Annotated in this window: 29 protein-coding genes and 1 pseudogene; 16 read left to right on the top strand and 14 right to left on the bottom strand. The window is 66.3% G+C overall.

Annotated features, from left to right (window positions below; translation table 11 throughout):
* Complete coding sequence (locus EP28_RS04285; RefSeq protein WP_049982744.1) at positions 1–246, top strand: hypothetical protein; 246 nt, start codon at positions 1–3, stop codon at positions 244–246.
* 158 nt (positions 247–404) lie between these two features.
* On the opposite strand, the gene EP28_RS04280 is transcribed toward EP28_RS04285, so the two are convergent.
* Positions 405–644, bottom strand: a complete 240-nt coding sequence (locus EP28_RS04280; protein ID WP_049982743.1) for a hypothetical protein — start codon at positions 642–644, stop codon at positions 405–407.
* A gap of 154 nt (positions 645–798) precedes the next feature.
* Here EP28_RS04280 and EP28_RS04275 point away from each other — a divergent pair, with 154 nt between their 5' ends.
* The 3 genes from EP28_RS04275 to EP28_RS04265 all read left to right on the top strand — a co-directional run bounded on the left by EP28_RS04275 (position 799) and on the right by EP28_RS04265 (position 2,993).
* Positions 799–1,518 carry a helix-turn-helix domain-containing protein gene (locus EP28_RS04275; protein WP_049982742.1) on the top strand — a complete coding sequence of 240 codons (720 nt, stop codon included), beginning with the start codon at positions 799–801 and terminating at the stop codon, positions 1,516–1,518.
* Positions 1,515–2,435 carry a sulfurtransferase gene (locus EP28_RS04270; RefSeq protein WP_049982741.1) on the top strand — a complete coding sequence of 307 codons (921 nt, stop codon included), beginning with the start codon at positions 1,515–1,517 and terminating at the stop codon, positions 2,433–2,435. Before EP28_RS04275 ends, EP28_RS04270 begins: the two co-directional genes overlap by 4 nt.
* 204 nt (positions 2,436–2,639) lie before the next feature.
* Positions 2,640–2,993 carry an ArsR/SmtB family transcription factor gene (locus tag EP28_RS04265; protein WP_049982740.1) on the top strand — a complete coding sequence of 118 codons (354 nt, stop codon included), beginning with the start codon at positions 2,640–2,642 and terminating at the stop codon, positions 2,991–2,993.
* 191 nt (positions 2,994–3,184) lie between these two features.
* On the opposite strand, the gene EP28_RS04260 is transcribed toward EP28_RS04265, so the two are convergent.
* Positions 3,185–3,814: a class I SAM-dependent methyltransferase gene (locus EP28_RS04260; protein ID WP_049982739.1), complete on the bottom strand. Its 630-nt coding sequence runs from the start codon at positions 3,812–3,814 to the stop codon at positions 3,185–3,187.
* 145 nt (positions 3,815–3,959) lie between these two features.
* Here EP28_RS04260 and EP28_RS04255 point away from each other — a divergent pair.
* Positions 3,960–4,738, top strand: a pseudogene (locus tag EP28_RS04255) (transposase); the annotation flags it as partial.
* Positions 4,739–4,959: 221 nt separating this feature from the next.
* Here EP28_RS04255 and EP28_RS04250 read toward each other — a convergent pair.
* Positions 4,960–5,868, bottom strand: a complete 909-nt coding sequence (locus EP28_RS04250) for a serine/threonine-protein kinase RIO2 (RefSeq protein ID WP_049982738.1) — start codon at positions 5,866–5,868, stop codon at positions 4,960–4,962.
* A gap of 174 nt (positions 5,869–6,042) precedes the next feature.
* Between EP28_RS04250 and EP28_RS04245 the strand changes: the two genes are divergently transcribed.
* The 5 genes from EP28_RS04245 (at position 6,043) to EP28_RS04225 (ending at position 10,936) form a co-directional block, all read left to right on the top strand.
* Entirely contained in the window at positions 6,043–7,407 is a 1,365-nt protein-coding gene (locus tag EP28_RS04245; protein ID WP_049982737.1) for an MFS transporter, read from the top strand.
* Positions 7,408–7,490: 83 nt separating this feature from the next.
* On the top strand, positions 7,491–8,414 hold the full coding sequence (locus EP28_RS04240) for a lipoate--protein ligase family protein (RefSeq protein ID WP_049982826.1): 924 nt from the start codon (positions 7,491–7,493) through the stop codon (positions 8,412–8,414).
* Positions 8,415–8,554: 140 nt separating this feature from the next.
* Entirely contained in the window at positions 8,555–9,391 is an 837-nt protein-coding gene (locus tag EP28_RS04235) for a deoxyribonuclease IV (protein ID WP_049982736.1), read from the top strand.
* 66 nt (positions 9,392–9,457) lie between these two features.
* A complete protein-coding gene (locus EP28_RS04230; protein WP_049982735.1) occupies positions 9,458–9,919 on the top strand; it encodes a hypothetical protein in 462 nt (153 codons plus the stop codon).
* Between the two features lie 129 nt (positions 9,920–10,048).
* Positions 10,049–10,936, top strand: a complete 888-nt coding sequence (locus EP28_RS04225; RefSeq protein ID WP_049982734.1) for a class I SAM-dependent methyltransferase — start codon at positions 10,049–10,051, stop codon at positions 10,934–10,936.
* Between the two features lie 62 nt (positions 10,937–10,998).
* Here the strand turns inward: EP28_RS04225 and EP28_RS04220 are convergent, their stop codons facing one another.
* From EP28_RS04220 to EP28_RS04180, 9 genes are all read right to left on the bottom strand, one after another.
* Complete coding sequence (locus tag EP28_RS04220) at positions 10,999–11,976, bottom strand: homoserine dehydrogenase (protein ID WP_049982733.1); 978 nt, start codon at positions 11,974–11,976, stop codon at positions 10,999–11,001.
* Positions 11,973–12,503, bottom strand: a complete 531-nt coding sequence (locus EP28_RS04215; RefSeq protein ID WP_049982732.1) for an amino acid-binding protein — start codon at positions 12,501–12,503, stop codon at positions 11,973–11,975. Before EP28_RS04215 ends, EP28_RS04220 begins: the two co-directional genes overlap by 4 nt.
* A gap of 145 nt (positions 12,504–12,648) precedes the next feature.
* A complete protein-coding gene (locus tag EP28_RS04210; protein WP_049982731.1) occupies positions 12,649–13,386 on the bottom strand; it encodes a type I 3-dehydroquinate dehydratase in 738 nt (245 codons plus the stop codon).
* 118 nt (positions 13,387–13,504) lie between these two features.
* Positions 13,505–14,518 (bottom strand): presenilin family intramembrane aspartyl protease PSH, encoded by a 1,014-nt coding sequence (locus EP28_RS04205; RefSeq protein ID WP_049982825.1) that lies wholly within the window; start codon positions 14,516–14,518, stop codon positions 13,505–13,507.
* A 750-nt stretch (positions 14,519–15,268) separates the two neighbouring features.
* On the bottom strand, positions 15,269–16,075 hold the full coding sequence (locus tag EP28_RS04200) for a carbon-nitrogen family hydrolase (RefSeq protein WP_049982730.1): 807 nt from the start codon (positions 16,073–16,075) through the stop codon (positions 15,269–15,271).
* Positions 16,072–16,500 carry an SRPBCC family protein gene (locus EP28_RS04195; protein ID WP_049982729.1) on the bottom strand — a complete coding sequence of 143 codons (429 nt, stop codon included), beginning with the start codon at positions 16,498–16,500 and terminating at the stop codon, positions 16,072–16,074. The genes EP28_RS04200 and EP28_RS04195 overlap by 4 nt, the downstream gene beginning before the upstream one ends.
* Before the next feature lie 67 nt (positions 16,501–16,567).
* The gene (locus EP28_RS04190) at positions 16,568–16,795 is read right to left on the bottom strand and encodes a DUF7123 family protein (protein ID WP_049982728.1); all 228 of its coding nucleotides are present in this window, start codon (positions 16,793–16,795) and stop codon (positions 16,568–16,570) included.
* Positions 16,796–16,844: 49 nt separating this feature from the next.
* Complete coding sequence (locus EP28_RS04185) at positions 16,845–17,027, bottom strand: DUF7525 family protein (RefSeq protein ID WP_049982727.1); 183 nt, start codon at positions 17,025–17,027, stop codon at positions 16,845–16,847.
* 50 nt (positions 17,028–17,077) lie between these two features.
* Positions 17,078–18,109, bottom strand: a complete 1,032-nt coding sequence (locus EP28_RS04180; RefSeq protein ID WP_049982726.1) for a phosphate signaling complex PhoU family protein — start codon at positions 18,107–18,109, stop codon at positions 17,078–17,080.
* Positions 18,110–18,377: 268 nt separating this feature from the next.
* Here EP28_RS04180 and EP28_RS04175 point away from each other — a divergent pair, with 268 nt between their 5' ends.
* Entirely contained in the window at positions 18,378–18,737 is a 360-nt protein-coding gene (locus EP28_RS04175; RefSeq protein WP_049982824.1) for a response regulator, read from the top strand.
* Positions 18,738–18,751: 14 nt separating this feature from the next.
* On the opposite strand, the gene EP28_RS04170 is transcribed toward EP28_RS04175, so the two are convergent.
* Positions 18,752–19,132, bottom strand: coding sequence for a DUF7522 family protein (locus EP28_RS04170; protein ID WP_049982725.1), 381 nt, complete (start codon positions 19,130–19,132; stop codon positions 18,752–18,754).
* Between the two features lie 186 nt (positions 19,133–19,318).
* Here EP28_RS04170 and aglJ point away from each other — a divergent pair, with 186 nt between their 5' ends.
* From aglJ to EP28_RS04150, 4 genes are all read left to right on the top strand, one after another.
* The gene (gene aglJ, locus EP28_RS04165; RefSeq protein ID WP_080506049.1) at positions 19,319–20,323 is read left to right on the top strand and encodes an S-layer glycoprotein N-glycosyltransferase AglJ; all 1,005 of its coding nucleotides are present in this window, start codon (positions 19,319–19,321) and stop codon (positions 20,321–20,323) included.
* Positions 20,324–20,396: 73 nt separating this feature from the next.
* Positions 20,397–21,512: an AI-2E family transporter gene (locus EP28_RS04160; RefSeq protein ID WP_049982724.1), complete on the top strand. Its 1,116-nt coding sequence runs from the start codon at positions 20,397–20,399 to the stop codon at positions 21,510–21,512.
* 97 nt (positions 21,513–21,609) lie between these two features.
* Complete coding sequence (locus EP28_RS04155) at positions 21,610–22,755, top strand: FtsZ/tubulin family protein (RefSeq protein WP_049982723.1); 1,146 nt, start codon at positions 21,610–21,612, stop codon at positions 22,753–22,755.
* 77 nt (positions 22,756–22,832) lie between these two features.
* Positions 22,833–23,567 carry a profilin-fold protein gene (locus EP28_RS04150; protein ID WP_049982722.1) on the top strand — a complete coding sequence of 245 codons (735 nt, stop codon included), beginning with the start codon at positions 22,833–22,835 and terminating at the stop codon, positions 23,565–23,567.
* A 29-nt stretch (positions 23,568–23,596) separates the two neighbouring features.
* On the opposite strand, the gene EP28_RS04145 is transcribed toward EP28_RS04150, so the two are convergent.
* Positions 23,597–23,821, bottom strand: a complete 225-nt coding sequence (locus EP28_RS04145; RefSeq protein ID WP_049982721.1) for a hypothetical protein — start codon at positions 23,819–23,821, stop codon at positions 23,597–23,599.
* Between the two features lie 155 nt (positions 23,822–23,976).
* Here EP28_RS04145 and EP28_RS04140 point away from each other — a divergent pair, with 155 nt between their 5' ends.
* On the top strand, positions 23,977–25,140 hold the full coding sequence (locus EP28_RS04140; RefSeq protein ID WP_049982720.1) for a 5-(carboxyamino)imidazole ribonucleotide synthase: 1,164 nt from the start codon (positions 23,977–23,979) through the stop codon (positions 25,138–25,140).
* The last annotated feature ends 226 nt before the right edge of the window (positions 25,141–25,366 follow it).

The raw sequence follows: 25,366 nt of genomic DNA, 5'->3' as shown, positions 1-25,366 counted from the left end.
ATGAGCGAGGACTCACAGGCCGACACGACCGCACGGCCGTCGACGGTCGGGACGCTGCTGCTCTCGCGCGTGTTACTCACTTGGGCGGAACTGCTCATCGTCGGGTTCGCCGGAGCGGTGGTCGGCGGGGCCGCGTCCGGCCCACCACAGCTCGTCGTCTATTTCGCGACGATCTTGGCGTCGGTCGCGGTGGTCATGTACAACGTCGACCGGCTCGTCGCCGCTCGGATCCGGGAGGCAAGGTGAATGACACGACTGAAGCCCCGAGACTCACCGCCATCTGTCTGTGATCGAGGCGGGACGCGGCCGCCGCGTTCCGGCGTCCGTCGCCGGGCGAGCACCGAACGCTCAGCGTGGTATGAACCGAACAGCTCGCGGTCTGCGGACCAGCGGACCGAGGGGAGTCAGCCCGTCCGGTCGCCTGACGACGCGAACGGTCCGATCCCGTGGCGCTTGGCGACAATTCCGAACAACAGCACCGCGCTCGGGAGGAACAACAGCGCCCCGAGCGCAGTGACGATATCGTCGTGGGTGAGTCCGAAGGCGATCCCGCCAAGCCCGGCGAGAAGTGCGACAACCGCCGGGATCAGTAGGTGGCTTCGAAGCGCACCCAGTACCTCGGGGGGCGAACGTGAAAGCACCATACGAGATAATGTAAGTACGTCGGGCCCATACCGATCACGTTGTCGAGAGCCAACCGACTCGCACATCGACACACGGCACAGCGTACCCGTTCCGTCAGCGACATCCCAGCCACCCCGAACCGAGGCCGCCCCTACCAACCCAGTTCCCTGCCAGATGTACGACTTCACATTCGAAATAACGTACGACGCCGGTTTCGACGAGTACGTCGACCTGTTCATCGATCGCGAGTCCCTCCGATCGAAGGCACTCTACTCGTGTCTCGATCCGACGGAGCTGTGGACGCTCGAATCGGTCACGGGCGACCCGACCGACCTCGCGGCCGTCGACGAACTACTCTTGGACGAGGCCGTCGATCGAGACTCAATCAACGCCCGGGCGTGCAACTCGACCCGAACGACGAGTCTGCTGACCGAAGAGCAGCGCCGGCGAGTCGCGTACACGTACATCTCCGACGTGGACTTCTGTGAATCCGTCCCGCTCATCGCGGCGAAGTACGTCGACGGCGGGATGCTTCTCGAGCAGACTCGGACCGATGACAGGGTTCGATGGCGCGTGTTGGTGCAGGACGATTCGAAGATCGGGCACCTGTACGACACGTTGTCCGCAAAGCTCGGTGAGGGACTCTCGTTCTCTTTCAAGCACTTGACCGAGGTCGCCAACTGGGAAAGCGGACTCCTCTCGCGAGCAGACATCCGTGCGGAACAGCGTGAGATATTGAACGTGGCCGTCGAGCGCGGTTACTTCGAGACACCACGAGAAGTGACGCTCGATGAGATCGCAGACGAACTCGAGCTACCCCGATCGACCGTGTCGTATCGGCTTCGACGAGCGACCGCAGAACTAGCGAAACGGTTCACAGAACGGCAATTATGACTGGCGAGAACTCACCAGACGACGGTACGCGGACGCGATCCGACGCATCGACGCGGACAGAGTACCCCGCAGACGTGCTCGTCAGCCCCGACTGGACCAACGCGCGGCTCGACCAGTTTGCTACCGCCGACCCCGACCTCCGGCTGCTCGAAGTCGACGTCAACACCGCGTTTTACGACACGGGCCATGTACCGGGTGCCGTCGGCGTCGACTGGCAGACTGACCTCCGGTCGGCGGAGTCACACGACATCCTTGGTCCCGGTGAGATGGCTTCCTTCCTCGGATCACGCGGAATCACCGAGGAGACGACTGTCGTCGTCTACGGTGACAACTCGAACTGGTTCGCGGCACACCTCTACTGGCAACTCACCTACTACGGGCACCCCGACGTCCGAATCATGGACGGCGGTCGCGAGTACTGGATGGACTACGACTATCCGACCACGACGGAGCCGGTCGACCCACCCACCGTGGCGTACGAGCGTACGCTCGATCCACCGGCCGATCCGGAGGTTCGAGCCTACCGGGAGGACGTGCGAGACGCACTCGACACTGAGACGGCGTTCATCGACGTGCGTCTGCCCGAGGAGTTCCGCGGCGACACCACGAAACCACCCGGCAGCAACGAGGGAGCGATGCGCGGCGGCCACATTCCGGGGGCGACGAACGTCTTCTGGGCAGAGAACGTCCGCCCCGACGGCCGATTCAAGTCGCCCGACGAGCTCAGGGACATATATGAGTCGCACGGGATCAGCCCCGATGACGACGTGATCGTCTACTGCCGGATCGGGGAACGCTCATCGGTCACGTGGTTCGTCCTCGAAGAACTCCTCGGGTACGAACACGTGCGGAATTACGACGGCTCGTGGACCGAGTGGGGGAATATGATCGGCGTCCCGATCGAAGTCGGCGAGTAGTCTCTAGTCAGTGCCCCGCGACATCGTGGTTCCCTCTTCTTGCGTCCGCTTCAAATCGTGTGTTGTCCTACGACAACCGGACACACTAGCCTTCAGATTCCAAGTGTACGGCGATGAGTAGATCTCTGTGCCGAGTCGATCAAACGACAGGCGGCGAAACGAGATTCGGGCCGAACCACCTCATACGCGCGCCGTCCGTACGCAATGAATAGTCTCGACGCTGAGCCTGAACCATCGCCACCCGCGGAGCCGCTTCTCAACGCGCTGGGCGGCGAAGCAAACCGGGACATCTTGTCGGCACTCGATGAGCCGATGACGGCCGCCGAATTGGTCGATACCTGTGACATGTCTACTTCGACGACGTACCGGAAGCTGGACATGCTACGCAGGACCGGACTCATCAAAGAGCATCTGGTGGTCGACTCCAAGAGAGGGCGGTGCAGTGTGTACGAACGGAACGTGGAACGTATTTCTGTCTCGGTTGGCGACGATGGTGGATTCGACGTCCGAGTTGAGCGGCCGAGAGGGAACACTGACGGAGAACTGATCGACAAATAACGGCGTAACAAGGGGGGCATCTAGAGAAAACACAGAGGACGATCCCAGTAGTTGAGACTGGCCGTCTTAATGTATAGTACGCCGTCAGGCATCGAGTTGATCCTGATACCGGCCCACGGACAGCGTGAATTACAACAGTCCTTCATGGAAACTTCGAGGACGAATACACACTGAGTGGACACCGACCGCCGCTACCGACTAGCCTTGATCCCGACGAACGACCCATCGCCATAGCCCTCTTCGATCGGCTCGATGCCGTCTACCTCATCGATCCAGTGATAGATCGTTTGTACGAACTCAAAGTCAGTGAATCCGGCCGCGTCGAGTTCCTCGAGGAGTTCTTCGGTCGAGACGAACGTCGCCTCCCTGTAGAAGGGGTTCTCTTCTTTCTTTTCCTGATAGATTCGTCCGACAGGGCTGTCCTTGTCGATATAGCCGATCACGAGCTGCCCTGACTGCGAGAGGATCCGGTCGGCTTCGGCCAACGTTCGGGTAATGTCGTCGACAAAGCAAATCGTCGTCACGATCAGCGCGGTGTCGAAGGTGGCGTCCCGGAAAGGGAGATGTTCGGCGACACCTCTGACCACGCTGACTCCTCGCTCGCGAGCATGTTCCAGCATCGCTTCGGCCGGGTCGATCCCGACGCCGACTCCGAGCGGTGCAGCGAATCGCGCGCTCCCGACGCCGATCTCGATCCCGCGTCCGGTCGCTGGCACGAGCCGCTCTAGAGCGGCCAGTTCCGACTGGTAGGCATCGTCGTGTTGCTCGAACCACCCTTCGTATCGGTCGGTATGGGTCTCGAATGGTTCTGATTTTGGCATATTCGAGCGTAGACTGCGTGGCACTACCAATGTTGGGTATGGGGTTCGGAGCCGAGATAGCCTGCTACGAGCACATCCCGTAGTTTTTGTATGACAGGAGCGTGTCATTGAAGAGTTCACATGGCTCGCTGAATCAGCTTAGACCGGAATCGTCGCGATCGACATTACCGAAGCTGACCCGTTCACCGGCGATAGAACGGGTCACGAGGACGAGATCATCGGGACGAAAGAGAAGACCGACGAATATGCCTATCAGTGGGCGACGGTCCAGTTAGTCGGCAACGCCGTTCCGCTCGTGCTTGATGCCCGCCCGGTACGGAAAGGCGAGTCACGCAAGGAGATCGTCGGGGATTTGCTGGATTCGGCTGAAGAACTCGTCCACATCGATAACGTGCTGATGGACCGAGAGTTCGATAGTCAGCACGTCCTGGAGATGCTTAGCCAGCGTGGCTTGTCGTATGTCGTGCCGAAGCGGATGCAGACCACCGAGAAAGCCCAAGCCAAGCGATTACTCCAGCGGGACCAAGACCGGTATGAAACCGACCGGAGGCTCCATCTGGGCAAGAACGAGTGGCACGAAACGACGCTGGTCTACCGCCGGAATGAAGACTCCGAGTACGACGATCACCGGCAGTACTCGGTATTCATGACGAATTGCGGGAGTGGGCGCACCTCACGGAGTATGGCTATCGCTGGGAGATCGAGAGTGGGTACAGGTCGATCAAACGGTTCATGGCAGCGACGACGTCGAAGGATTTCGGGCTTCGATTCTTCTACTTCGCGTTCGCCTGTCTCTTGTACTCGATCTGGCGAGCTGTCGATCTGCTCGTGCAGGTCGAATTGACTGGTGAGTATGAACACTCGCCGATCGTGACGGCCGATAATACGCTGACGCTGCTGAAGAAGGAGACTGGAATCGGGTAGAGAGACACTCTGTCTAGGTTAGTGCGCCGTCTGAGTGGCTACACTGTTGGGAGTCGCGAAAATCTGCCCATACGATTGGGAATATGACAGGAATGGTCGCTTGGGGAGTGATTTGGGGTGGTTTGCGCTGACTGAATCGGCCAAGTTCACGCATCACAGACCCGCTAAACCCACTGTAGTCTCAACTTCGGACGATCCTATTTCATATTGCGCTATATGATTTATGCTTTGGATATTCGGACGCTCTCGAACGAGTCGTCGGCGATGGCGTCGGCGATCTCGCCGGTGTCGACGTCTGGGACCTCGTGAGGATACTTTCGTTCGAAGTACCGGCAGAGGTTCGCCACGTCGCGTTCGAGAAACTCGCGCGCGTTCTCGTGATCGACGCTCACGGCTTGCGGCCAGTCGAAGATCGTCACGCCGCTTTCGGCGACCGCGACGTTGTGTTCGGACGCGTCCGCGTGAACCCACCCGAGGTCGTAGGCGGTCTGTAGCTCACGGAGCACGAGATCCAAGACCCCCACGGCCTGTTCGGGATCCAGCGTCGCGCGAGCGAGTTCGACGCCTTCGAACTTGTCCATCACGATGGCGTGGCGGTTCTGATCGACCGGTCGCGGCACCGACACGTCGGGGTACAGCGCCTCCATCGCCTCGTACTCGCGTTCGGCCGCCTTGCGCGCGGTGTACAGCCACGAGACGTGATCGCGGTCGGCCGTGTACTCCCGTTCGCGGTTCACCTCTCGGAAATTGGTGTAGCCCTCCCGGTGGTACTTCAACGCGAGCGGCTTGAACGACTGGACCTCGTACACGTCGCCCTCTTTGCCGAGCCCGAGCGGCGATCCCACGCCGTCTATCGTGTCGCGCTCGGCGAACGTCCGGAGCGCGAGCGCGTCGTATCCCTCGAAGGTGAGCTGGTACCCCTCGTACTGGATCGTCTTCCGTTCGATCAGCTCCCGGTCGAGACACCGATCGATCCGGTAGTCGACTTCCTCGCGCGTCAGGCTGGCGTACTCGGGGAGCTTGTCGCGGCGAACCCACTCCGAAAACCGCATCCCCTGCTCGACGCCCGAGAGGAGGTAGAAGTCCTCGGCGTCGAGCTCCGCCATCTCGCCGGCGACGTTTCGAACCATGCGGACCCGTACTCCGGCGAATCCTAAAAGGGACGCGCGTTCGATGAGATGACTATATATCGCATATCGCAATATCAAAACAGCACGCCGGCCTGCTGTGGCCGCTCCCGGAATTTCAATACCCCTTACGGCGTACGCGATAGCAAGGGCGTGGCCTCAGTGCGCTCGTCGAATATGGGACACGACCGATCCGCGGACGGACAGGACGATTCGGGGGCGTTAGCCGCGTTTCGACAGTTCTTCGCGCTCGAACGGGACGTCCTGGTGCTGTCGCTCGCGATGTTCGCGTTCAGTCTCGGGTTTCAGATGACGAATCGGTTTCTCCCCGAGTACCTGATCGCACTGGGCGCGTCGGGGTTCGTCGTCGGGCTCTTCGGCACCGCCGGCAACGTCATTTCGGCGGTGTTTCCGTACCCCGGCGGCGCGATCTCGGACCGCGTCGGATCGCGGTACGCGCTCACGCTGTTCGGGCTTGTTTCGACGCTCGGGTTCGCCGTCTGGTTCGCCGCACCGGCGCTCGGAGCGATGACGGTCGCGGGCGTCACCGTCGAACCGTGGGTCTGGGTCTTCGTCGGCCTCCTGTTCGCGCAGGGCTGGAAGTCGTTCGGGCTCGGCGCGACGTTCGCCGTCGTCAAGCAGGCGACCGCCCCCTCGCGGCTGGCCGCCGGCTTCGCCAGCACCGAGACGTTCCGGCGGACGGCCTTCCTCGTCGGGCCGGTGCTCGCGGCCGTCCTCATCGGTCTCCACCCGGAGTTCACCGTGAGCTTCCGGTATGTCCTCGCCGTGGCGGTCGTCTTCGGCGTCGTCGGGACGGTCGCCCAGCACGTCCTCTACGACGCGGACGGAGACTCGATCGGGAGTTCCTTCGCGGGGATAACGCAGATCAGACGGGACCTCCGCGAGATGCCTGAGCCGCTCCGGCCGCTCTTAGTGGGCGATACGCTCGTCAGGTTCGCGAACGGGATGGTGTACGTCTTCTTCGTGTTGGTCGTCACGCAGTTTTACGAGGTCGGATTCGAGGCCACGGTCGGGCTGGGTAGCGTCTCCCGCGCCGTCGACCTCTCGCCTGCGGCCTTCTTCGGCTACCTGCTCGGCGTCGAGATGCTGGTCGCGCTCCTCTCTATGGTCCCGGCGGCGAAGGCCGCAGAGCGCGTGGGTCTCAAACCGATCGTCGCGCTGGGCTTCGCCGTGTACGCGCTCTTTCCGCTCGTGCTCATCGGCGGACCAGACGTGCTCACGCCGCTTTTGCCGCTCTCGTGGGCGATGGTCCTCGTGTTCGCGTTCTCCGGGCTTCGCTTCGCGGGGCTCCCCTCTCATAAGGCGCTTATCGTCGGGCCCGCAGAGCGCGGTGCCGGCGGGCGCGTCACCGGGACGTACTACCTCCTGCGGAACACGGTCGTCATCCCGAGCGCCGCGCTCGGCGGCTACCTCTGGGAGTTCGTGAGTCCCGAGGTCGCGTTCACCACCGCGGCCGCGATCGGCGTCGTCGGGACCGGCTACTTCCTCGTCTTCGGCGAGGAGTTCGACGCGTATCGGTGAGAGACAAATGGAACGTCGCTCTCCGCGTCGGGCGGCACGCGGTGAACGAAACGGCTATCGGAGCGGACGGATTCAGTGTCGATATGACCGCACCGGCCGTCGACTGGCGGCTGATCGCCGAGGAGGCACGACCGGGGGCGATGCAGATGGCGCTCGACGAGGTCGCGGCCGAGACGGCCGCCGCGGGCGGCCCCGCAACGGTCCGCACGTACCGCTGGGAGCCGAGCTGTCTCACCCTCGGCTACCGGCAGGACCCGGAGACGGTCGACTGGGCGTTCTGCGAACGCGAGGGGATCGACGTGACCAGACGGCAGACCGGCGGCGGCGGGATCTACCACGACGCACACGGCGACATCGCCTACTCGATCGCGGTCCCGGCGAGTCACGTTCCGGGCGAGCTGCTCGACTGTTATCACCTGCTCTGTGAGCCGATCTTCGACGCGTTCGACCGGCTCGGGATCGACGCCGACTACGTCGACGAGGCGACGCCGGAGCTGTATCACCCCGCGTGTTACCTCAGGGAACTCCATCCCGCACACGACGTGGTGGCGGGGGAGGCCGAACGGTCCGATTCCGGCGCACCCGGTGACGACGCGCCCGCGAGGCGAAAGATCGCCGGCAACGCGCAGTACCGGAAGCGCGACGCCGTGATACAGCACGGATCGCTCACGTTCTCGGTCGACGCCGAGCGCCACCTCGGGACGTTCGCGGACTCGCCCGTGACGCCCGCGGCGTTCCGCGACCGCGTCGTCGGCATGGACGAACTCACCGACGCCGACCGCGACGAGGCCGTGGCCGCGGTCGCGGACGCGCTCGCCGCGTGGGTGAGAGACGGGATCGGCGAAGTAACCGAGGACGCGACAGTGGGGACTGACGGGACGGCCGCGACTCCCGACGTCGACTGCGACGGCTCGTGGACGGAGGCGGAACTGGAACGGGCCGCGGAACTCGTCGAGACGAAGTACCGCGACCCGGCGTGGGTTCGGACGCGCCCCGGAGAGCGGTAGGCGATCGGTCGATCGACCACCCGCTCGGTTCGACCACCCGCTCGGTTCGACCACCCGCTCGGTTCGACCATCCGCCGGATCGGCCGGTTCGACTCCCCGAGTTCCGAAGGGGCTTTTTCCGACGGCGGCGTGGGATCCGTATGAGTCTCAAGGTCGGCGCGCACGTCTCCATCGCGGGCGGCGTGGACAACGCCGTGGAGAACCAGATCGAAGTCGGCGGGAACTGCGGACAGATATTCACCCACTCGCCGCAGGTGTGGCAGGACCCGAACATCGGCGACGAGGAAGCCGAACGGTTCCGCGAGGGGACCGAACGCGAACTAGCGGGCCCGTGGGTGATCCACACCTCGTATCTCGTGAACCTCTGTACGCCCAAAGAGGGGCTTCGCGAGAAGTCGCTCGATTCGATGCAAAAGGAGGTCGACGCGGCGTCGACGCTCGATATCCCCTACGTCAACGTCCACCTCGGCGCACACACCGGCGCGGGCGTCGACGGCGGCCTCGACAACGCCGCGTCGGTGATAGACGAGATCGACGTGCCCGACGACGTCACCATCCTGATCGAAAGCGACGCGGGCGCGGGGACGAAGCTCGGCGGCGAGTTCGAACACCTCGCCGGCGTCATCGACCGCACCGAGACCGACATCGACGTCTGTCTCGACACCGCCCACGCCTTCGCCGCGGGCTACGACCTCTCGACGCCCGAGGCCGTCGATCAGACGGTCGCGGAGTTCGACGACGTGGTCGGTCTCGACCACCTCCGATACGTCCACCTCAACGACTCGAAACACGCCTGCGGCACCCACAAGGACGAGCACGCGCACATCGGGGAAGGCGAGATCGGCGAGACCGGCATGGAGCGGTTCCTCAACCACCCGGACCTGCTTGACGTGCCGCTCGCGCTCGAAACACCGACGGAGGACGGCAAGAGCTTCGCGTGGAACATCGACCGCGTCCGCGAACTGCGGGCAGAGTGACGAGCCCGGGGCGACAGCCCCGCGTCCGACGCGGTTTTATATGGCTTGCGTGACGATACCGTGGGTATGACCACCACAGAGGCGCTCCTCCTCGGGCGTCGGCGGCGGCTGGCCGTCACGATGGTCGCTGGGTTCGCCGTTGTCGTGGCGATCGCGCTCGCGAGCGCGATAGCTGCCGACCTCGCGGATCTGCAGGGGGCGGCCGCACTGGCCGACCGGCTCGTTCCCCTGCTCGTCTTTTATGCGCCGGCTCCGATCGCGGCCGCCGGGGCCTACGCGCGCTGCGGCGGTCCGGCCTGCCTCGCCGTGGGGGTCGTTCCCGCAGTCGTGTTCGCCGCGCTCGTCCTCGTCGGCAGCGTCCTCGGCGTTCCCGGTGTGGGGGCGGCCGACGCGCCGCTCGGGAGCGTCACGGTCTCGTTCGCGCTCGTCGGCGTGAGCGGGGCGTTCGTCGGGTATTGCGCCGGCGTCACCGCCGCCATGCTCGCCGACCTCGCCGGAGTCGGTGACGACGCCGGCGACGTCGCGTGACGAACGATACCGACTGAGACGGGGTGTCTCTCCGGTGTTCCGTCTGAGAGCACCTCATCGCCCCGCGCCCCGTACCTCACCGCGCCGCGTTCCCGCACTCTTATTCGGTCTCAGACCGAACCCGTCTCCGTGCGACGCTTCTCCGCCGAGTACCTCGAACACACCCGCCGCGGGATGTGGGACGACGGCCGCGAGGCGCTCGCGGACCTCGAGTTGCCGACCCGTCGGCGCGTCCTCGACGTCGGCTGCGGTACCGGCGAGCTGACGCGTGTGTTGGCCGCAGAAACGCCATCAGACGCGACCGTCATCGGCGTCGACGCCGATCGCGACCTCCTCGCTGTCGCTCGCGAGACGGATGGGAGCGAGGCGGTCGAGGACGAGACGATCGATCGCGCGACGGGCGAGAGCGAGCCGGCCGACTGCGAGATGACCGACGGAACCCAAACCTACCTCGCCGGCGACGCCACGCGGCTCCCGATCTCCGACGACGCCGTGGATCTCGCCGTCTGTCAGGCGCTCCTGATCAACCTCCCCGATCCGGCGGCGGCGGTCCGGGAGTTCACGCGGGTCTCGTCCGATCTCGTGGCAGCGATCGAACCGGACAACGCGGACGTGACCGTCGCTTCGACCGTCCCGGCCGAAGAGCGCTTAGAGCGCGAGGCACGGGAGGCGTACGTGGCCGGCGTCGGGACCGACGTGGCGCTCGGCGACCGCGTCCGCGACGCGTTCGCGGATGCGGGGCTTCGCGACGTTCGGACTCGACGGTACGTTCACGAGAAGCGGACTGCGCCGCCGTACGCGGACGCCGCGTTGACGTCGGCGGCGAGGAAGGCCTCCGGTGCGGGACTGGCCGACCACCGCGAGGAACTGGTGGCGGCGACCTCGGAGCACGCCTACGACGACCTCCGCGGCCGCTGGCGGGAGATGGGCCGCGCTGTCGTGGACGCCATGCGCGCGGGCGAGTACGAACGCGTCGAGCGCGTCCCGTTCGACGTCACCGTCGGCCGAGTCGACTGATCGGCTTTGCGGGCGACACTCGCCACGCGTCGTCGGGAGACCGACGCCAGCCTCGACCGCCGTTAGCTAAGCCGGTTGAGATCAATCAGCACCGCGCTCGCGGTCTCCTCCCCGCCGGCTCCGCGCCCGGAGACGGTGAGCGTTCCGGCCGACGTCGTCTCGATCTGTGCGGCGTTCGTCGTTCCGGACACCGCGAGCGGCGAGTTGCGCTTCACCAACCGGGGCGCGACGCGGACCGAGCCGTCGGCGACCTCGCCGATCAGCCGGACCGTCAGCCCGTCCTCGCCGGCGAGGTCCAGCGCGCTCCCGGCGACGTTCCGAATCCCCTCGACATCGGCGTCGTCGAGGCTGAACTCGCGGGCGTCGGCGGGGTCGTCGGCCGCGCCGGCGGCGAGGACGTTCGCGAGGATGACGCACTTGAGCGCCGCGTCCGTGCCGTCCACGTCGAAGGCGGGGTCTGCCTCGGCGACACCCAAGTCCTGCGCCTCCGCGAGCACGTGCTCGTAATCCAGCCCCTCCGCGGCCATCCGCGAGAGGACGAAGTTCGCCGTCCCGTTGAGCACGCCCCGGACGGCGGCGACGTGAGCGGGCCCGTGGTCCTCAATCGTCGAGAGGACCGGCATCGCGCCGCCGACGGTGGCCTCGAAGCGCACCTCGCCAGCGCTGTCGGCTTCGGCCGCCCGGAGGTCGCCGAACCGTTCCGCGACCGGCCCCTTGTTCGCGAGCACGACGTGGCGGTCTCGCTCCAGCGCCGCGGTGACGTGCGAGAACCCCGGCTCGGCGTCCCCGAGCGTCGTCGGCGTCGCCTCCACCAGCGCGTCGTACTCCGCCGCGAGCACGTCTGCCGGATCCGCGTCGCCGACGATCCCCCGCTCGACCTTGCGCGAGAGCGCGGCGTCGACGTCGACCGACTCGCCCGGGCCGTCGGCGACGACCGCGCTCGTCGAGTCGCCCATCGCGACGACCTCGTGGCCTCGGTCGGGCGCGAGGTCGGCGACGGATCGGCCGACGACGCCCGCGCCGACGATCGCGAGTCTCACGCGTTCCCCCCCGTCAGCGACTCGATCAGATGGAGGTCCTTCTCGTCGGCGATCGCGCGGACGCTCGCGACCGTCTCGCCGATTTCTCCCTCTTCGACGGCGAGCCGGAGCTTGGCGCTCGAAGTGTTTCGCGTCCCTTCGGGAGCCGAAAGCGAGAGGTCGGTCACCGTGGCGTTCGACGTCTCCTGAATCCGCGAGAGCGTGTCGGACAGGTCGGTGTCGACGATGTGCCCGGAAAGGATGCAGACGACCGACTCGCTGTATCGCTCTGCGCCCGCCTGGATCACGTTTATCCCCTCCTCTTGGAGCACCTCGACTATCGCCTCGTACTGTGAGGCGGTCGCCTCGATGTCGACCTCGACGGGGATGTGTCCGCGCGGCGTGATGTTCCCGCGCTCGTGAAAGATAGACAGCAGGTTGCCGCCGTTCTCGCCTATCGGCTCCAGCGCCCGGAGGAGTTCTCCCGGCTCGTCGACGAGTTCGAGCCGGATCATGTAGGCGTTGACCGCGTCCTCATCCTCGTTCATCGCAGATCGCCCCCGCACAGGCTACGTGTACTCATTAGTGGCGGGTTACGCGGTACGACCATAAGAATCCCGAAACGGCTCGTCAGGCCCCTATCGCCGCCCGAACGCGTCGGCGTCCGCCGCTCCATGAGGCCTGCCCGCCCGTTTAGTGCTCCGCCGGCTGTCGCCGTTCGGCGTTCTCACCTGAAGCCGTGCCGGTCCGCTGTATCTCGCTGTGTTCTGTGAGCCCGTCGATCAGCGTTCGGAGCCGCTCGAGAGGTATCTGTCCCGGCGCGTACTCGCTCTCGTCGTCGGCGAGTGGGGCGTATCCGAGCTTGGAGCCGTATATCGGTGCGACCGCGCGGGAGTGGCTCCCGATCTCTCCCATCGAAATGCCGGCCACGTCGATGCCCGTCTCCGTCGCGACGGCGATCGAGCGAAGTAACCGGAGCACGTCGGTGTGCTTTTGCGGGAACGTGGCCACCTTTGCGATGTCGCCGTACTCCCCGCACTGGCGGAATATCGCGTCGAGAACCCCCCGTTCGGGCGTGTCATCGAACGTGTGGTGCGAGACGATACAGTCGACGCCGTTGTCGCGGAACTCGTCGAGCACCCACTCCGTTCCCCGCGCGGTCTCCAGTTCGACGTCGACGACCTCGACGTGATCCGAGCGTGAGGCGGCCGAAAGCCGGTCGAGCCTGCCCGTATCGACCGCTTGGCCGCCGAACCAGCGCGCCCGGTTCGTCGCGAGAAGCGGCAACTCTCCATCGTAGTCGTCGAGCTGTTCGAGCGGGTCGTCCGCCTTGTCCATCCGAAACTCGACGACGTCGGCGAGCCCGCGCGCCGCCGACTCCCGTGTCAGATCGTTCGTCGTGGCCGCAAGAACGAACGTATCGAAGTTCATGCGACACGCTATCATCCGAGAAGTAAAAACGTTCACTGTCGGCTGCGGTTCCCGAGCGAGCGTTCGCGAGCGTACTCGTCGCCCGGTTGCGGCACGTCGTCCTCATTGTTGGCCCCGTTCAGAGGACGCCGGCGAGGCCGACGGCCTCGATCAGCGGCACGCCCGCGGCGACGGAGCCGACCACGTAGCCGCCGATGGCACCGCCGTTCAACAGCGGCAGCCCGGCGTGGGGACGGCCCTTGATCACCCAGCTCATCAGGACGAGCAGCCCCGCGATCTGTCCGACCATCGCGAGCAGCGCGGGAAGGTTCAGCCCCACGTACGGCACTCCGAGGCTCGCGGCCGGCGAGAACGTCGCCGCGCTCGCGACCAACACCGTCGGAATCACGGCGTCACCGAGGCCGATGAAGAACGCGTCGCGGTCCTCGACCGGCGTGGGATCGCCGACGTCGCCGCCGGCAGAGTCCTGATCGGCGTCTGCGCCTGGGTCGCCTGCGTCGTCGGCGTCTGCGGAGGTTTCCGTCGGATCGGACGCCGCGGCCTCGTCCGACTCGTCGGCGTCCAGAAGGGAGTACGACAGCGACAGCGGGATCACGAGCACGACGGGGATATTCAGGTCCATGACGCCCTCCGCGAGCGACAGCATGTGCTCCGTGCCATACACCGATATCGCGTCGTAGACCGCGAGCAGCGAGAGTAAGACCAGCGCCGGCAACAGACCGAACGAGATGCCGAACAGACCCGCCGCGCCCGCGCCCATCAACACCCCCGCGGTATCTATCACGTACCACTCCGGATAGACGAGCAGCGCGAGGCCGACCGCGAGCGCGGGCACGGCGGCCCCTGCGGGCGGGAGGACGGCGGAGAAGACGTACCACGATAGCCACGCGGAGACGCCGACGATCAGCAGTCGGATCGCCTGATCGAAGTCGTATCGAAACGCCGCGAGCATCAGCCCCGTCATGACGAGGATCGCGAGGATGTACGCGAGGCTGTTCGTCGGATCGTCCGGGTTCTCGACCGCCTGATAGCCGCTCTCGACGAACTCGGGAACGAGCGCGAGCGCTCCGATCTGCACGACCAGAAACAGCCCGACGACGAAGGCGACGCCGCGGTACTCGCGGGGGAACATTCGAGCGTCGGTTCGCGGCGCTGCGGTTTCGTCCTTGCGTTTCATCCGTCCGTACGCCTCGGGACAACAGAGACTGCCAGCAGACCGCGATTCGTTCGAACCCCGACCGCTTGCCGCTGCTAGCGATGCGAGCGCCGAAAGTGGGGGGTACGGCACCACGCACGTCGATGACAGGGGTTGTGATCGGGTGCCGTGAAACGGGTCGGGTACGGTGTGGGAGCGGATCGACCCGACGCCGTAAGCCGGCGGACGACGGACGGTGGAAGCGAGTGTCCGACCGGCCCGCCCGACGTCGGGATGGGGCCGGCCGGCTTCGTCCGCGGCGTTTCACACCTACTCGCTCCGATATAAGAATGTACTGCCCCTATTATCCGTATTGATACTAGCGGACACAGCACGGGCAGAGCGCGCGGTTCTGTGGCTGGCGTGCGGTACGCGCGAGAACGACGAACGACGCTGGCGGATGAAGGGCGTGGGTGAAAGGAGAGCGATGGACGCGGCGAACGGCGAGAGATGGCGGCGGGAGGCGGGCGGGCGGCGGCCGAACAGCGGACCCCCGGGCTGTCAGCGGCGTCGCCGCCCGAGCGGTCGGGACGGGCGCGTGGATTTGTCACCGAACTCCAACGAGAAAAGCGTCGGACTTCGGCACGTCCACGTACGGCGTTCTCCGTTATAAATGAGGCGGTCGACGGCCGCCGGATCGGGCGACCGCCGCCCGCGTCCGTCGCCGAACACGCGGGCGGTCCGCCGCTATCTGCGGTCACGCAGCGCCGGGAACTCCTCGCGAACGGCCGCGACGCGGTCCGGGTCGACGTTCGCGGTCACCGTCGTCGGCTCGTCGCCCGCGGACGCAAGCGTCGTTCCCCACGGGTCGTAGACGGTCGTCCGCCCGCAGAGCGCGTCCTCGTCGAAGGTGCCGCTCCCGTTCACCGTCGCAACGTAGGTCAGGTTCTCGATGGCGCGCGCTCGGCCGAGCGTTCGCCAGTGTTCCACCCGCGGATACGGCCACGCGCTCGGGACGAGCGCGCAGTCGACCCCCGCGTCGACCAGCCCCCGGAACTGCTCCGGAAAGCGGAGGTCATAACAGGTGGTCACCCCGACGCGCACGCCGTCGATCTCGACTGTCGGCGTCGATTCTCCGGGAACCATGCGGTCCGTCTCCTCCGAGCCGTATCCGAACAGGTGGCGTTTTCGGTAGACGAGCCGTCGGTCGCCGGTGCGGTCGAACAGGACGGCGGTATTCGCGAGGCCGTCGGTCGTCGGGACGTCGACGCCGTCGGCCGCGGACGCCGAGAGGTCCTCGACTATCGTCCCCGCGAGCACGTGGATATCCTCGTCGGCTGCCGCCGCCGAGAACCGCGAGAGCCGGTCGCCGGCGACGCTCTCTGCAGCGCGCGCGTACGAGTCGAACGCGAAGTATCCGACGTCGAACAGCTCCGGGAGGACGACGACGTCCGCGCCCGCCTCCGCGGCCGCCCGGACGCGATCGAGCGCGCGGTCGACGTTGGCCGTGACAGCCCCGCCGTCGACGCCGAGTTGCACGCACGCGACCCTCATACGGACGATCCGAGCGACGCGCGGAGCGCGTCTTCTAAGTTATCCAGCTCCGCGTCGAAGTTCCGCTCGAAGAACGATTCGACGCCGGGGATACGCCCGTCGACGACGAACTCGTTGGCCAGCCGACACCCACCGTTCGTCTCCGTGATCTCGTGTTCGCCGGTGACGCGGAAGGCGCGCGACTTCCCGACGAACTTCACTCGGTTCGGCGGGTCGCGCGCGACTTCCTCGGTTTCCACGGCGATCGTCGACCGGATCACCGGGATCGGGAGGGCGACCTGCCACGTCGCTCGTCCATCGTCGTATACCTCAAACGTGTCGACCACGCTTATCGCGCCGGCACGCTTCTCGGCGTCCGAGATGAACGCCCACACGTCCTCGGCGGGGGCGTCGAACTCGAACGTCCGAGACACTCGGACTGTCATACCTGCCCTTGGTACCACGGGGGTTAAAAAGACGCGCGTCTGCCGTCCCGCTCCCCGATGCGTCCTATCACCCCTGTGGCGTCACGCGCCACGTCGTCGATCGAGATCGACCCCACTTCTCGATGTCGACGTCGTCCGACTTCTCGGCGACGCGGGGAAGCCGCGACCCGACCTGCTTCGCGGTGAGTCCGATTGCGTCCGCGATCGTCTTCGAGCGAACGTACCGCTCGCCGCGGGTGACGCTGTCGGTGAGGTACGCGAGGATCCGCTGTTCTTCCTCGGTGTACTCGCTCATCGACGGGGGTAGGAGCGTGACGGATTTAATCGTTTCTCGTCTGTGGTCGCTACTGGTATATTTGCACGGCGAGGACCGCACAGAGCGCGAACACGAACGCCGCGGCGAACCCCCACGCGCGGCCGATCTGTGACGGTGCGCCGAACATCGCGACGCTTCCGACGAGCGCGACGGCCCCGAGCGCGAGCGCCACGCCGATCCCCTTGTCAGACTCGATGGATGCTTCGCTCATACGGTGTCGCTTCACGGGCGACTACTTAGTTCATGCGAACCCGGCGCAGGTCAGATGATCTCGACGTGGTCGGACGCCTCGTTAAGCGCGAGGTTCGCGGCGATCTCGGCGTTTCGCATCGCGTACTCGGCGGTGTGTTGGAGGCTGACGAGCACCTCGCGAGTCATGAGGAGCGTGTCGTTGTCGAGGTCGGCCGGCAGCTCGCCGAGGATATCCTGTTCGCGGTCTTCCAACCGAGCGAACAGCTCGCGGCACTCCACGGTGAGGTCGTAGTCCCGCTCGACGACGGCGCGGACGGCGACCGCCGTCAGTTCGTCCACTTGGTCCGTGAAATCCCGGATCTGTCGCATCGTCGCGCTGTCGACGTCGAGCGTGTGGCCGTCCGCCTCCATCACGATGTCGGCGATGTCTTCGGCGTTGTCGGCGGTGAGTTCGAGATTCTTCGCGACGGACCGGTAACCGATGAGCGGGAACCCCTCCTCTAATCCGACCGCGCGGGCGAGGTTCGGGTTCTGGTAGGCGGTGAAGATCAGCCGCAGGAGGAGCACGAATATCTTGTTCGCCTGCCGCTCGCGGTTGAGCGCGCGCTGTGCGAGGTCTGGGTTGCCGTGCGCGAGCGCCTTGACGGCCTCGCCGCGCATGGTCGAGCCCGTGTTCTCCAGCCGTTCGAGCAGGTTGTCGAGGGTGAAGTCCTCGGGGTCGACGGAACACCGGATAGAGATGTCTTCCGGCGTCTCCTCTATGACGCCGAGCCCCATCAGCTGCGTCTCGGCTTTGTACACCGCGTTGATGTGTTCGCTGTCGAGCGTCCCCTCGCTCCGGACGTGGATCACCCGCCGCCCGAGCACGTACTGTGCGACGATGGCCCGCTCCAGCGACTGGGCGTCGAGCCCGTCGGCGTTGATGACGGCTTCCGACTCCTCGGTGCTCACCGACTCTGGAAGCACTGTGAGCGTTCCTTTGCCACCCATTCGCAACGACACCTCGTCGCCCTTGTTGACGCCGTGTTCCTTCGCCCACTCGGCGGGGAGGGTCATCGCCAGCGTCGACGGACCCAGCCGTTGGACCTTCCGCGTTTCCATGCCCGTCCGTACCGCGGGATATGCCTTAACGTTGTTCCTATGTTCATTATACGCTTTCTCGAATATACAAGGTATTGTGCGGCTTCGCCCGGATATTTATTGGCCGATCGATCCCGCTGGTCCCGAAGTGCACTCACATGATCAGTTAGCGTCGGAGCGGCCGACCGGCGTCGGCGGAACCGATGCCGGCGCGTTCGCCTCCGCGTCGGAACGATCGCTCCGTACGCCGATCCGCGCGCTTTATGCCGCACACGCGCCGATCACGGATATGACCGATCGGGTGCTCGTCGTCGACGATTCGGCCTTCCAGCGGACCGTGGTTCGGGACGCGTTGGAGGGTCCCTTCGAGGTCGTCGGTGAGGCGGAACACGGCGCGGAGGCGGTGGAACTGTTCGAGGCGTACGAGCCCGACGCAGTGTCGATGGACGTCGTCATGCCGGAGATGACCGGCATCGAGGCGACGGCGGCGATCAAGGACCGCTGGCCCGACGCCGTGATCGTGATGTGTACGAGCGTCGACCAGCAAGAGAAAATGATGGAGGCAGTCAAGGCCGGTGCCGACGGCTACGTGACGAAACCGGTCGACGCCGAGGAGTTGGTTCCCGAGTTCGAAAGCCACCTCGGGTGAGCGGCCCCCCGGCGTCAGGCCGAATCGAACGACCGCAGAACCGACGCCAGCGCGCTCGCGAGTTCCTCGAAGCGGTCGATCTCCATCGAGTCGGTCGTCACCCAGACGCCGTGATCGTCGGCGATCACCCGCGTGAGGTATCCGTTCTCGAACACCCGTACGGTGAACAGGTAGTCGCCCAGTTGGGTGTTCGCGTACATGGACTGCGAGTGGAACCCCTGCCGCTCGTTCTCCGCGAAGCCCACGAGGTCGGCCGTCTGGTTCAGGTCGCTGCGGAGGTACAGCTGTTCGACCTCGGCTTCGGTGAAGTACGTCAGGCTTCGAAGCTCGTCGCCGGTGGCCGTTCGCGCCGCGCTGAGCAACTCGTCGACGTGTTCGTCAGATGGGCGTGACATATATTACCGATCTGTCGTCGGGTACATGAGCGTATGGGTGGCCGCAGAAGCGACCGCGCCCGGAACCGAATCGTGTTCGACGGGCGAAGGCGTTCGAGGCCGCGTCTCGCCGCGTTTCCCGTTCGAGGGTCCGCCGACGGTCACGGAGGGACAGAGTTTAGCGACTGCCCCGATATCCACCCGCTAATGAGCGACTTCGACGACGTCTGCCTCCTGTTGCCCACGATGGACGAGGTCGAGACGGTCGCGCGCGTCGTCGAGGACTTCCGCGAGGCCGGGATCGACGAGATCCTCGTGATCGACGGCGGGTCGACGGACGGGACGCGCAGGGCCGCGACGGAGGCCGGCGCGCGGGTCGTCGAACAGTCCGGACGCGGCAAGGGACAGGCCGTCCGCGAGGCGGTTCGCGACCACATCGAGGCCTCGTACGTCGTGATGGCCGACGCGGACGCGACGTACGACGCCGCCGATGTCGACGCGATGCTCGACCCGCTTTTCGCCGGCGATGCCGAGCACGTCATCGGGAACCGATTCGCGGACATGCGACCGGGGGCGATGACGCGGCTGAATCGGATCGGAAACCGGCTGATCAACGCCGCGTTCCGCGCCATCCACGGCGAGCGGTACCGCGACATCCTCTCCGGTTACCGCGCGTTCACGCGCGAGTCGTTCCTGCGGCTCCACCTCACCGCCGACGGGTTCGGGATCGAGACCGAGATGGCAGTCGAGTGCGTCAAAAACCGCATCCGAGTGACCGTCGTCCCGATCACCTACCGCGAGCGGCCCGGCGGCTCCGCGACGAACCTCCACCCGATCCGCGATGGCGGGGTTATCATCATCGAACTGTACCGGAAGGCGAAGACGAACAACCCCCTGTTCTACTTCGGCAGCCTCGGTGCCGTCTCGACGGGTGCCGGCGCGGCGCTGACCGCGTACGTCCTCTACCGCTGGTTCGTCCACGGGGCGGCCCACCAGATAGTCGCCATCGGCGCGGTCGGCGCGGCCATCCTCGGGATCCAGCTTCTGGTGTTCGGCGTGCTCGCCGACATGATCCTGTCTTTACACCGCGAGCAGGTGACGCGCTACGAGCGGGCGTTGGCGGACCGACCGGCGGAGTCGTCGGTCGACCCGGCCTCCCCGACCGACGGTGAGAGAACGCGCGGCGCGACCGACGGCGAGTCGACGGACTGACCGCCGCGGCCTCACCGCGTCCGCACCGTCCGCGAGCCCCATAGTTTATGTCGGCTCACGGAGACGAGCGGTCATGGACGAAAAGCGGTTCGTCATCGCGCTCTTCGGTCTCGTCATCGCCCTCCTCGTCGGATTCATCGGCTACCGTTTCGTCGCGCCGCTCACCGTCGCGGTGTTCCTGTACTACTCGACCCGTCGGCTGTACCGAAACCTCGCCCGGTTCAGGCTACCGTCCCGCGCTCGCGCGGTCGCGTCGCTGTCGCTCATCGGCGTCCCGCTGATCGGACTTCTTGGGTACACGGTGCTCTTGGTCCTGCTTGAAGCCCGCCGGTTTATCGAACAGTATCCCGTCGCCGAGACGGTCGGGCCGGAGAACTCGTGGATCGCCGACCTCGCCGCGCTGTCGGACCCGACGGTCGAGGGGGTCGTCGCCGCGTACCGGTCGGGACAGTTCGACCCGCTCATCGAGTTCGTCTCCGAGCAAGCGCCGCTGCTCGCGAGCACGCTGTCGGGACTCACGCTCAACCTCCTCATCACGATCGTCGTCACGTACTACCTGCTTCTCGACGGCTCGAAGTTCCACGAGTGGCTGCTCACGTTCGACGACGACGCGGTCGTCCGCGAGTACCTCGAAGCGGCGGACGAGGAGCTGGAGGCGGTGTTGTACGGCAACCTGCTCAACGTCATCGCGATCTCGATCATCGCGGTCGTGACCTACACCGGGTACAACGTGCTCGTCCCGGCTGCGGTCGAGGTCCCGTACCCGGCGCTCGCCGGTGCGCTCACGGGAGTCGCGAGCTTGGTTCCGGTGATCGGGATGAAGGTCGTGTACATCCCGCTCGCGGGGATAACCGCGATGGAGCCGATCTTATCCGAGGAGCTCTCGCTTCTCGTGTACGTCGCGGGGTTCCTCGTCGTGGCCGCGGTCGTGGTCGATACGATCCCCGACATCGTCCTCCGTCCGTACTTCAGCGGGAAGACGACGCATGTGGGGCTGCTCATGCTCGCGTACATCTTCGGTCCGGTCGTGTTCGGGTTCCACGGACTCTTCCTCGCGCCGATCATCCTCGTGTTGGCGCTCACGTTCGCCGACACGGCGCTGATCCGCCTGCTTGGCGGCGACCCGGACGACGACGACGAACCGAGACGGACCGTGCCGGCCGGACAGCGCCGCCTGAACGAGTTCTGAGGACGGGACGCCGTCGGGGGCCGCCCGCTGTTCGCTCTCCACCGCGCTCCCGTCCCGTGAAAAGAGCTATACCGCCGCTGGACGAGCGGTGTGACGTATGCGTGTACACGTCATCGGCCTCGGCGGTGCCGGGGGCCGGATCGTCGACCGGCTCGTCGCCGACCACGACGGAGAGCGATTCCTTCACGGCGTCAGCGCGTTCGACACCGACGCGGCCGCGCTCGACGCGCTTCGAGAGATCGACGCGTCGCGACGGTACTGCTTCGGTGACGCCGCGGGCGGCGACGGGCTCGGCGGCGACCTCCACGCGGCTCGGCGGCTCGGGGACGCGCACGCCAGCGAACTCGGCCGGGAGATGGACGACCAGCGCCCGTCGATGGCGGAGGCGTTCCTGCTCGTCGTCGGGCTCGGCGGCGGCGCGGGTGCCGGCGTCTGCCCGGCGCTCGCCGCGGAGCTGATGCGGCTCTACGACACGCCGGTGTACGTGCTCGGGCTCCTCCCGACGCCGGCGGAGTCGAAGCCGACCGCGGTCGATCCGGCGACGGCCGGAGCGGCGGCACCCGAGGAGCGACCGCCCGAGCGGCCGCTGGCCGAGAAGAACGCGGCCCGGACGCTCGAAGCACTCTCCGAACGGTGTTCGGCGGTGTTTCCGTTCGACAACGACGCGTGGCTCCGCCCCGGTGAGGACCTGACGGAGGCTCGGAGCCGGCTGAACGGCGTCGTCGCCGAGCGCGTCGCGGCGCTTTTCGGCGCGGGCGAGTCCGACGACGCCGAGTCGACGCCACAGCAGGTGCTCGACGCGAGCGACGTGGCCCGGGCGGTCGGCGGCGACGGCGAGATCGCCGCGATCGGGTACGCGACGCAGGCGGTCGAGCCCGCCGAGTCGGAGTCCCGATTCGGTCTCGGGCTGTTCGGCTCCGCGGAGCCGGCGACGGTGGACGCGAGCGCGGCGGTGTCGGCGATCGAGACGACGATCCGGAAGGCGGTCCGCGGGAAGAACACGGTCGAGGTCCGCGAGGGGCGGGCCGACCGAACGCTGCTCGTGGTGGGCGGGCCGCCCCCGTGGCTCAACCGCGAGGCGATCGCCGACGGTCGGCGGTGGCTCGCCGACGAGACCGGTTCGGATGCGATCTTGAGCGGCGACGCGCCCGTCCCGGACGGCGAGTCGGTGTTCGCGGTGGTGATCCGATCGGGAATCGACGAGCCTCGGCGAGTGCGCGAAATCCGATCGGCCATCGAGTGAATCCCGGGGGACGTTCGACCTTCGGGTGGCGACCGCCGATCCGACTCGATTAACCCGATGCGGCACACATCGCCACCGTGACCAGTCACGCCGACCTCGGCTTCGATATCGACATCCGCGACACGGACGCGGTCGCCGACCGGCGCGACGAACTCGTCGCCGCCGTCCGCGACCACGCCGGTCAGATCGCCTATCAGCTCGCGCGGCTACAGGGCGGCGACTACGGGCGACAGACGCTGTCGACGTCCGGCGGCGAGTGGACGGTCAAACACGAGGCCGGCGAGCTCGAGTTCCTCCTCTTTTCGCCGACCTCCGGGTCCGACGTGTACGTGGTCTCGACGAAACAGCCGCCGGACCCCGGAGACCTCGCGACCGCGCTCGCCGACTACCCGAACGCCGTCGCCGCGTGGAACGACCACGTCGCGTCGCTGTCGGGCGTGCTCGACGACGTGTCGGCGGAGTTCCCCGAGCCCGACTCCACCGCCGGCCTCGTCGCCGAGCGCGACCGCGTGCTCGGTGCGATCCGCGACGCCTGTTCGGTGATGGCCGGTGAGATCTATCGGTACGAGGCCGACGACTACGGAACCTTTACCGCCCGCGTCGACGGCGACAGGTGGGAACTGAAGTGGGAGGAAGGGACCGTGTCGTACCTCCGCGTCGGCGGGTCGGGCGGTCTATATCTGATCTCGCAGTACGAGGCTCCCTCGGCACCCGACGTCCGCGAGTACGCCGAGCCGTTCCACGGGTTCGTCGACGCGTACAACGAGTTCGTCGCGGACGTCGAAAGCGACCTCGCGTCTGTCGACCTGTAGCGACCGTCCGTCCCCTTCCCGTGGGTCAGTCACCCGTCGTCCGACGGCCGGAACGCCCCGAACGTGTACTCTAATCCGAACATGACGAGCGCCATCGTCAGGGCGCGGGCGAGCAGGACCTCGCCGTCCACCAGCACGCCGACGCCGAGGACGCCGACGGCCGCGGACGCGCCGAGCAGGGCGGCGTAGCGTCCGCGAGACAGGTCCCGGACCCACCCGTCGCCGCGGTCGTAGAGTTCCGTTCCGGTGACCATACCTAACCGAGACACGCCCGGACGGATACCCGTTCCGGAGTTGCGGGAGCGGCCGGTGGCGTGTCGGGTCACTCCGCCTATCTATTCACGTCTGTGTACAGTTCGCCACCCGATGTGGGAATATTTATGCAGTGACGTTCGGAACGCGAGCGTGTATGTCGATCACTCTGCCGGGACCGACGCTCGGCGTCGTCGGCGGCGGACAGCTGGGTCGGATGATTGGCGAGTCGGTCGCACGCCTCGGCGTCGAAGTCGTCGTGTTGGATCCGACGCCCGACTGCCCGGCGAGCCCCGTCGTCAGCGACCAGATCGTCGCCGACTTCGACGACGCGGACGCGGTCCACGAGCTCGCGAGTCGCGTCGACGCGCTCACGTTCGAGATCGAACTGGCCGACCCTGACGTGCTGGCCGAAGCGAGCGCCGAACACGACGTGCCCGTCCAGCCCGACCCCGACACGCTCCGGACGATCCAGGACAAACTGGTCCAGAAGGAGGCGCTTTCGGACGCCGGAATCCCCGTCCCCGAGTTCGTCGCCGTCGCGACGGCTGAGGGACTCGAACGCGTCGTCGAGGAGTTCGGCGGCGTGATGCTGAAGGCCCGCGAAGGCGGGTACGACGGCCGGGGGAACGTCCCGGTCGAATCGCCCGCCGAGGCCGAAGACGCGCTGGAGGAGGTTGGAGGCAACGCGATGGCCGAAGAACTCCTCGACTTCGAACGTGAGATCGCCGTGATGGGGTTGAAGGGAGCGGACGGCGAGACGCGGACGTACCCGGTCACGGAGACGGTCCACCGCGAGGAGATCCTCCGCGAGAGCGTCGTGCCCGCCCGCAGCGACGATCCGGTGATCGCCGAGGCGGAGTCGGTCGCGACCGACGTCCTGTCCTTCCTCGACGGACGAGGCGTCTACGGGATCGAGCTGTTCGAGACCCGAGAGGGTGAGGTGCTGGTGAACGAGATCGCGCCGCGCCCGCACAACTCCGGCCATTGGACGATCGAGGGTGCACGCACCTCGCAGTTCGAGAATCACGTCCGCGCCGTCCTCGGCTGGCCGCTCGGTCCGACCGACCTCGTCGCGCCCGCGGTCACGGCGAACGTCCTCGGCGATGTGGATGAGACGCAGCCGGCGACCCTCCGAGGCGTCGACGACGTCCTCGCTGCGCCCGACGCCGCCCTCCACTGGTACGGCAAGGACGACGTGCGCCCCCTCCGGAAGATGGGACATCTGACGGTGACCGGCGAGAGTCCCGAGGCCGACCCCGACGCGGTGCTCTCCGAGGCGCGAACCCTCCGCGACGGGCTGACCTTCACCGATTCGTGACGCCGCCTCGGGGTCAATCTCCGAGGCACTCGGCCTGCCCGCCTGTAGAGACGAGCCGGTCGCAGCTACCGCGACCACAGCGAGTGTGGTGTTCGCACGTTTCATTCCGCAACGATAGTGATCATTAACATTGAATATAATAGACTTTGCTACTGAATTTGTTGAGATTCCGAACATCTTATCTACGTACGGGCACAATTGTCTATTGTAATGAGAGTCAATAAGA

It is taken from the genome of Halorubrum sp. BV1 (assembly GCF_000746205.1).
Taxonomy (GTDB): domain Archaea; phylum Halobacteriota; class Halobacteria; order Halobacteriales; family Haloferacaceae; genus Halorubrum.
Note: the sequence above shows the minus strand (reverse complement) of the source record. Positions and strands in the feature narration are given on the sequence as shown.

What these genes read in the sequence shown, in the direction of transcription:
- EP28_RS04275 (WP_049982742.1), top strand. Translation starts at nt 799, where the DNA reads ATGTACGACTTCACATTCGAAATAACGTACGACGCCGGTTTCGACGAG.
- EP28_RS04285 (WP_049982744.1), top strand. Translation starts at nt 1, where the DNA reads ATGAGCGAGGACTCACAGGCCGACACGACCGCACGGCCGTCGACGGTC.
- EP28_RS04240 (WP_049982826.1), top strand. Translation starts at nt 7,491, where the DNA reads ATGACCGCACCGGCCGTCGACTGGCGGCTGATCGCCGAGGAGGCACGA.
- EP28_RS04170 (WP_049982725.1), bottom strand. Translation starts at nt 19,132, where the DNA reads ATGTCACGCCCATCTGACGAACACGTCGACGAGTTGCTCAGCGCGGCG.
- EP28_RS04215 (WP_049982732.1), bottom strand. Translation starts at nt 12,503, where the DNA reads ATGAACGAGGATGAGGACGCGGTCAACGCCTACATGATCCGGCTCGAA.
- EP28_RS04160 (WP_049982724.1), top strand. Translation starts at nt 20,397, where the DNA reads ATGGACGAAAAGCGGTTCGTCATCGCGCTCTTCGGTCTCGTCATCGCC.
- EP28_RS04195 (WP_049982729.1), bottom strand. Translation starts at nt 16,500, where the DNA reads ATGACAGTCCGAGTGTCTCGGACGTTCGAGTTCGACGCCCCCGCCGAG.
- EP28_RS04260 (WP_049982739.1), bottom strand. Translation starts at nt 3,814, where the DNA reads ATGCCAAAATCAGAACCATTCGAGACCCATACCGACCGATACGAAGGG.
- EP28_RS04235 (WP_049982736.1), top strand. Translation starts at nt 8,555, where the DNA reads ATGAGTCTCAAGGTCGGCGCGCACGTCTCCATCGCGGGCGGCGTGGAC.
- EP28_RS04180 (WP_049982726.1), bottom strand. Translation starts at nt 18,109, where the DNA reads ATGGAAACGCGGAAGGTCCAACGGCTGGGTCCGTCGACGCTGGCGATG.
- EP28_RS04155 (WP_049982723.1), top strand. Translation starts at nt 21,610, where the DNA reads ATGCGTGTACACGTCATCGGCCTCGGCGGTGCCGGGGGCCGGATCGTC.
- EP28_RS04175 (WP_049982824.1), top strand. Translation starts at nt 18,378, where the DNA reads ATGACCGATCGGGTGCTCGTCGTCGACGATTCGGCCTTCCAGCGGACC.
- EP28_RS04185 (WP_049982727.1), bottom strand. Translation starts at nt 17,027, where the DNA reads ATGAGCGAAGCATCCATCGAGTCTGACAAGGGGATCGGCGTGGCGCTC.
- EP28_RS04245 (WP_049982737.1), top strand. Translation starts at nt 6,043, where the DNA reads ATGGGACACGACCGATCCGCGGACGGACAGGACGATTCGGGGGCGTTA.
- EP28_RS04270 (WP_049982741.1), top strand. Translation starts at nt 1,515, where the DNA reads ATGACTGGCGAGAACTCACCAGACGACGGTACGCGGACGCGATCCGAC.
- EP28_RS04145 (WP_049982721.1), bottom strand. Translation starts at nt 23,821, where the DNA reads ATGGTCACCGGAACGGAACTCTACGACCGCGGCGACGGGTGGGTCCGG.
- EP28_RS04200 (WP_049982730.1), bottom strand. Translation starts at nt 16,075, where the DNA reads ATGAGGGTCGCGTGCGTGCAACTCGGCGTCGACGGCGGGGCTGTCACG.
- EP28_RS04190 (WP_049982728.1), bottom strand. Translation starts at nt 16,795, where the DNA reads ATGAGCGAGTACACCGAGGAAGAACAGCGGATCCTCGCGTACCTCACC.
- EP28_RS04265 (WP_049982740.1), top strand. Translation starts at nt 2,640, where the DNA reads ATGAATAGTCTCGACGCTGAGCCTGAACCATCGCCACCCGCGGAGCCG.
- EP28_RS04210 (WP_049982731.1), bottom strand. Translation starts at nt 13,386, where the DNA reads ATGAACTTCGATACGTTCGTTCTTGCGGCCACGACGAACGATCTGACA.
- EP28_RS04250 (WP_049982738.1), bottom strand. Translation starts at nt 5,868, where the DNA reads ATGGTTCGAAACGTCGCCGGCGAGATGGCGGAGCTCGACGCCGAGGAC.
- EP28_RS04230 (WP_049982735.1), top strand. Translation starts at nt 9,458, where the DNA reads ATGACCACCACAGAGGCGCTCCTCCTCGGGCGTCGGCGGCGGCTGGCC.
- EP28_RS04140 (WP_049982720.1), top strand. Translation starts at nt 23,977, where the DNA reads ATGTCGATCACTCTGCCGGGACCGACGCTCGGCGTCGTCGGCGGCGGA.
- EP28_RS04205 (WP_049982825.1), bottom strand. Translation starts at nt 14,518, where the DNA reads ATGTTCCCCCGCGAGTACCGCGGCGTCGCCTTCGTCGTCGGGCTGTTT.
- EP28_RS04280 (WP_049982743.1), bottom strand. Translation starts at nt 644, where the DNA reads ATGGTGCTTTCACGTTCGCCCCCCGAGGTACTGGGTGCGCTTCGAAGC.
- aglJ (WP_080506049.1), top strand. Translation starts at nt 19,319, where the DNA reads ATGAGCGACTTCGACGACGTCTGCCTCCTGTTGCCCACGATGGACGAG.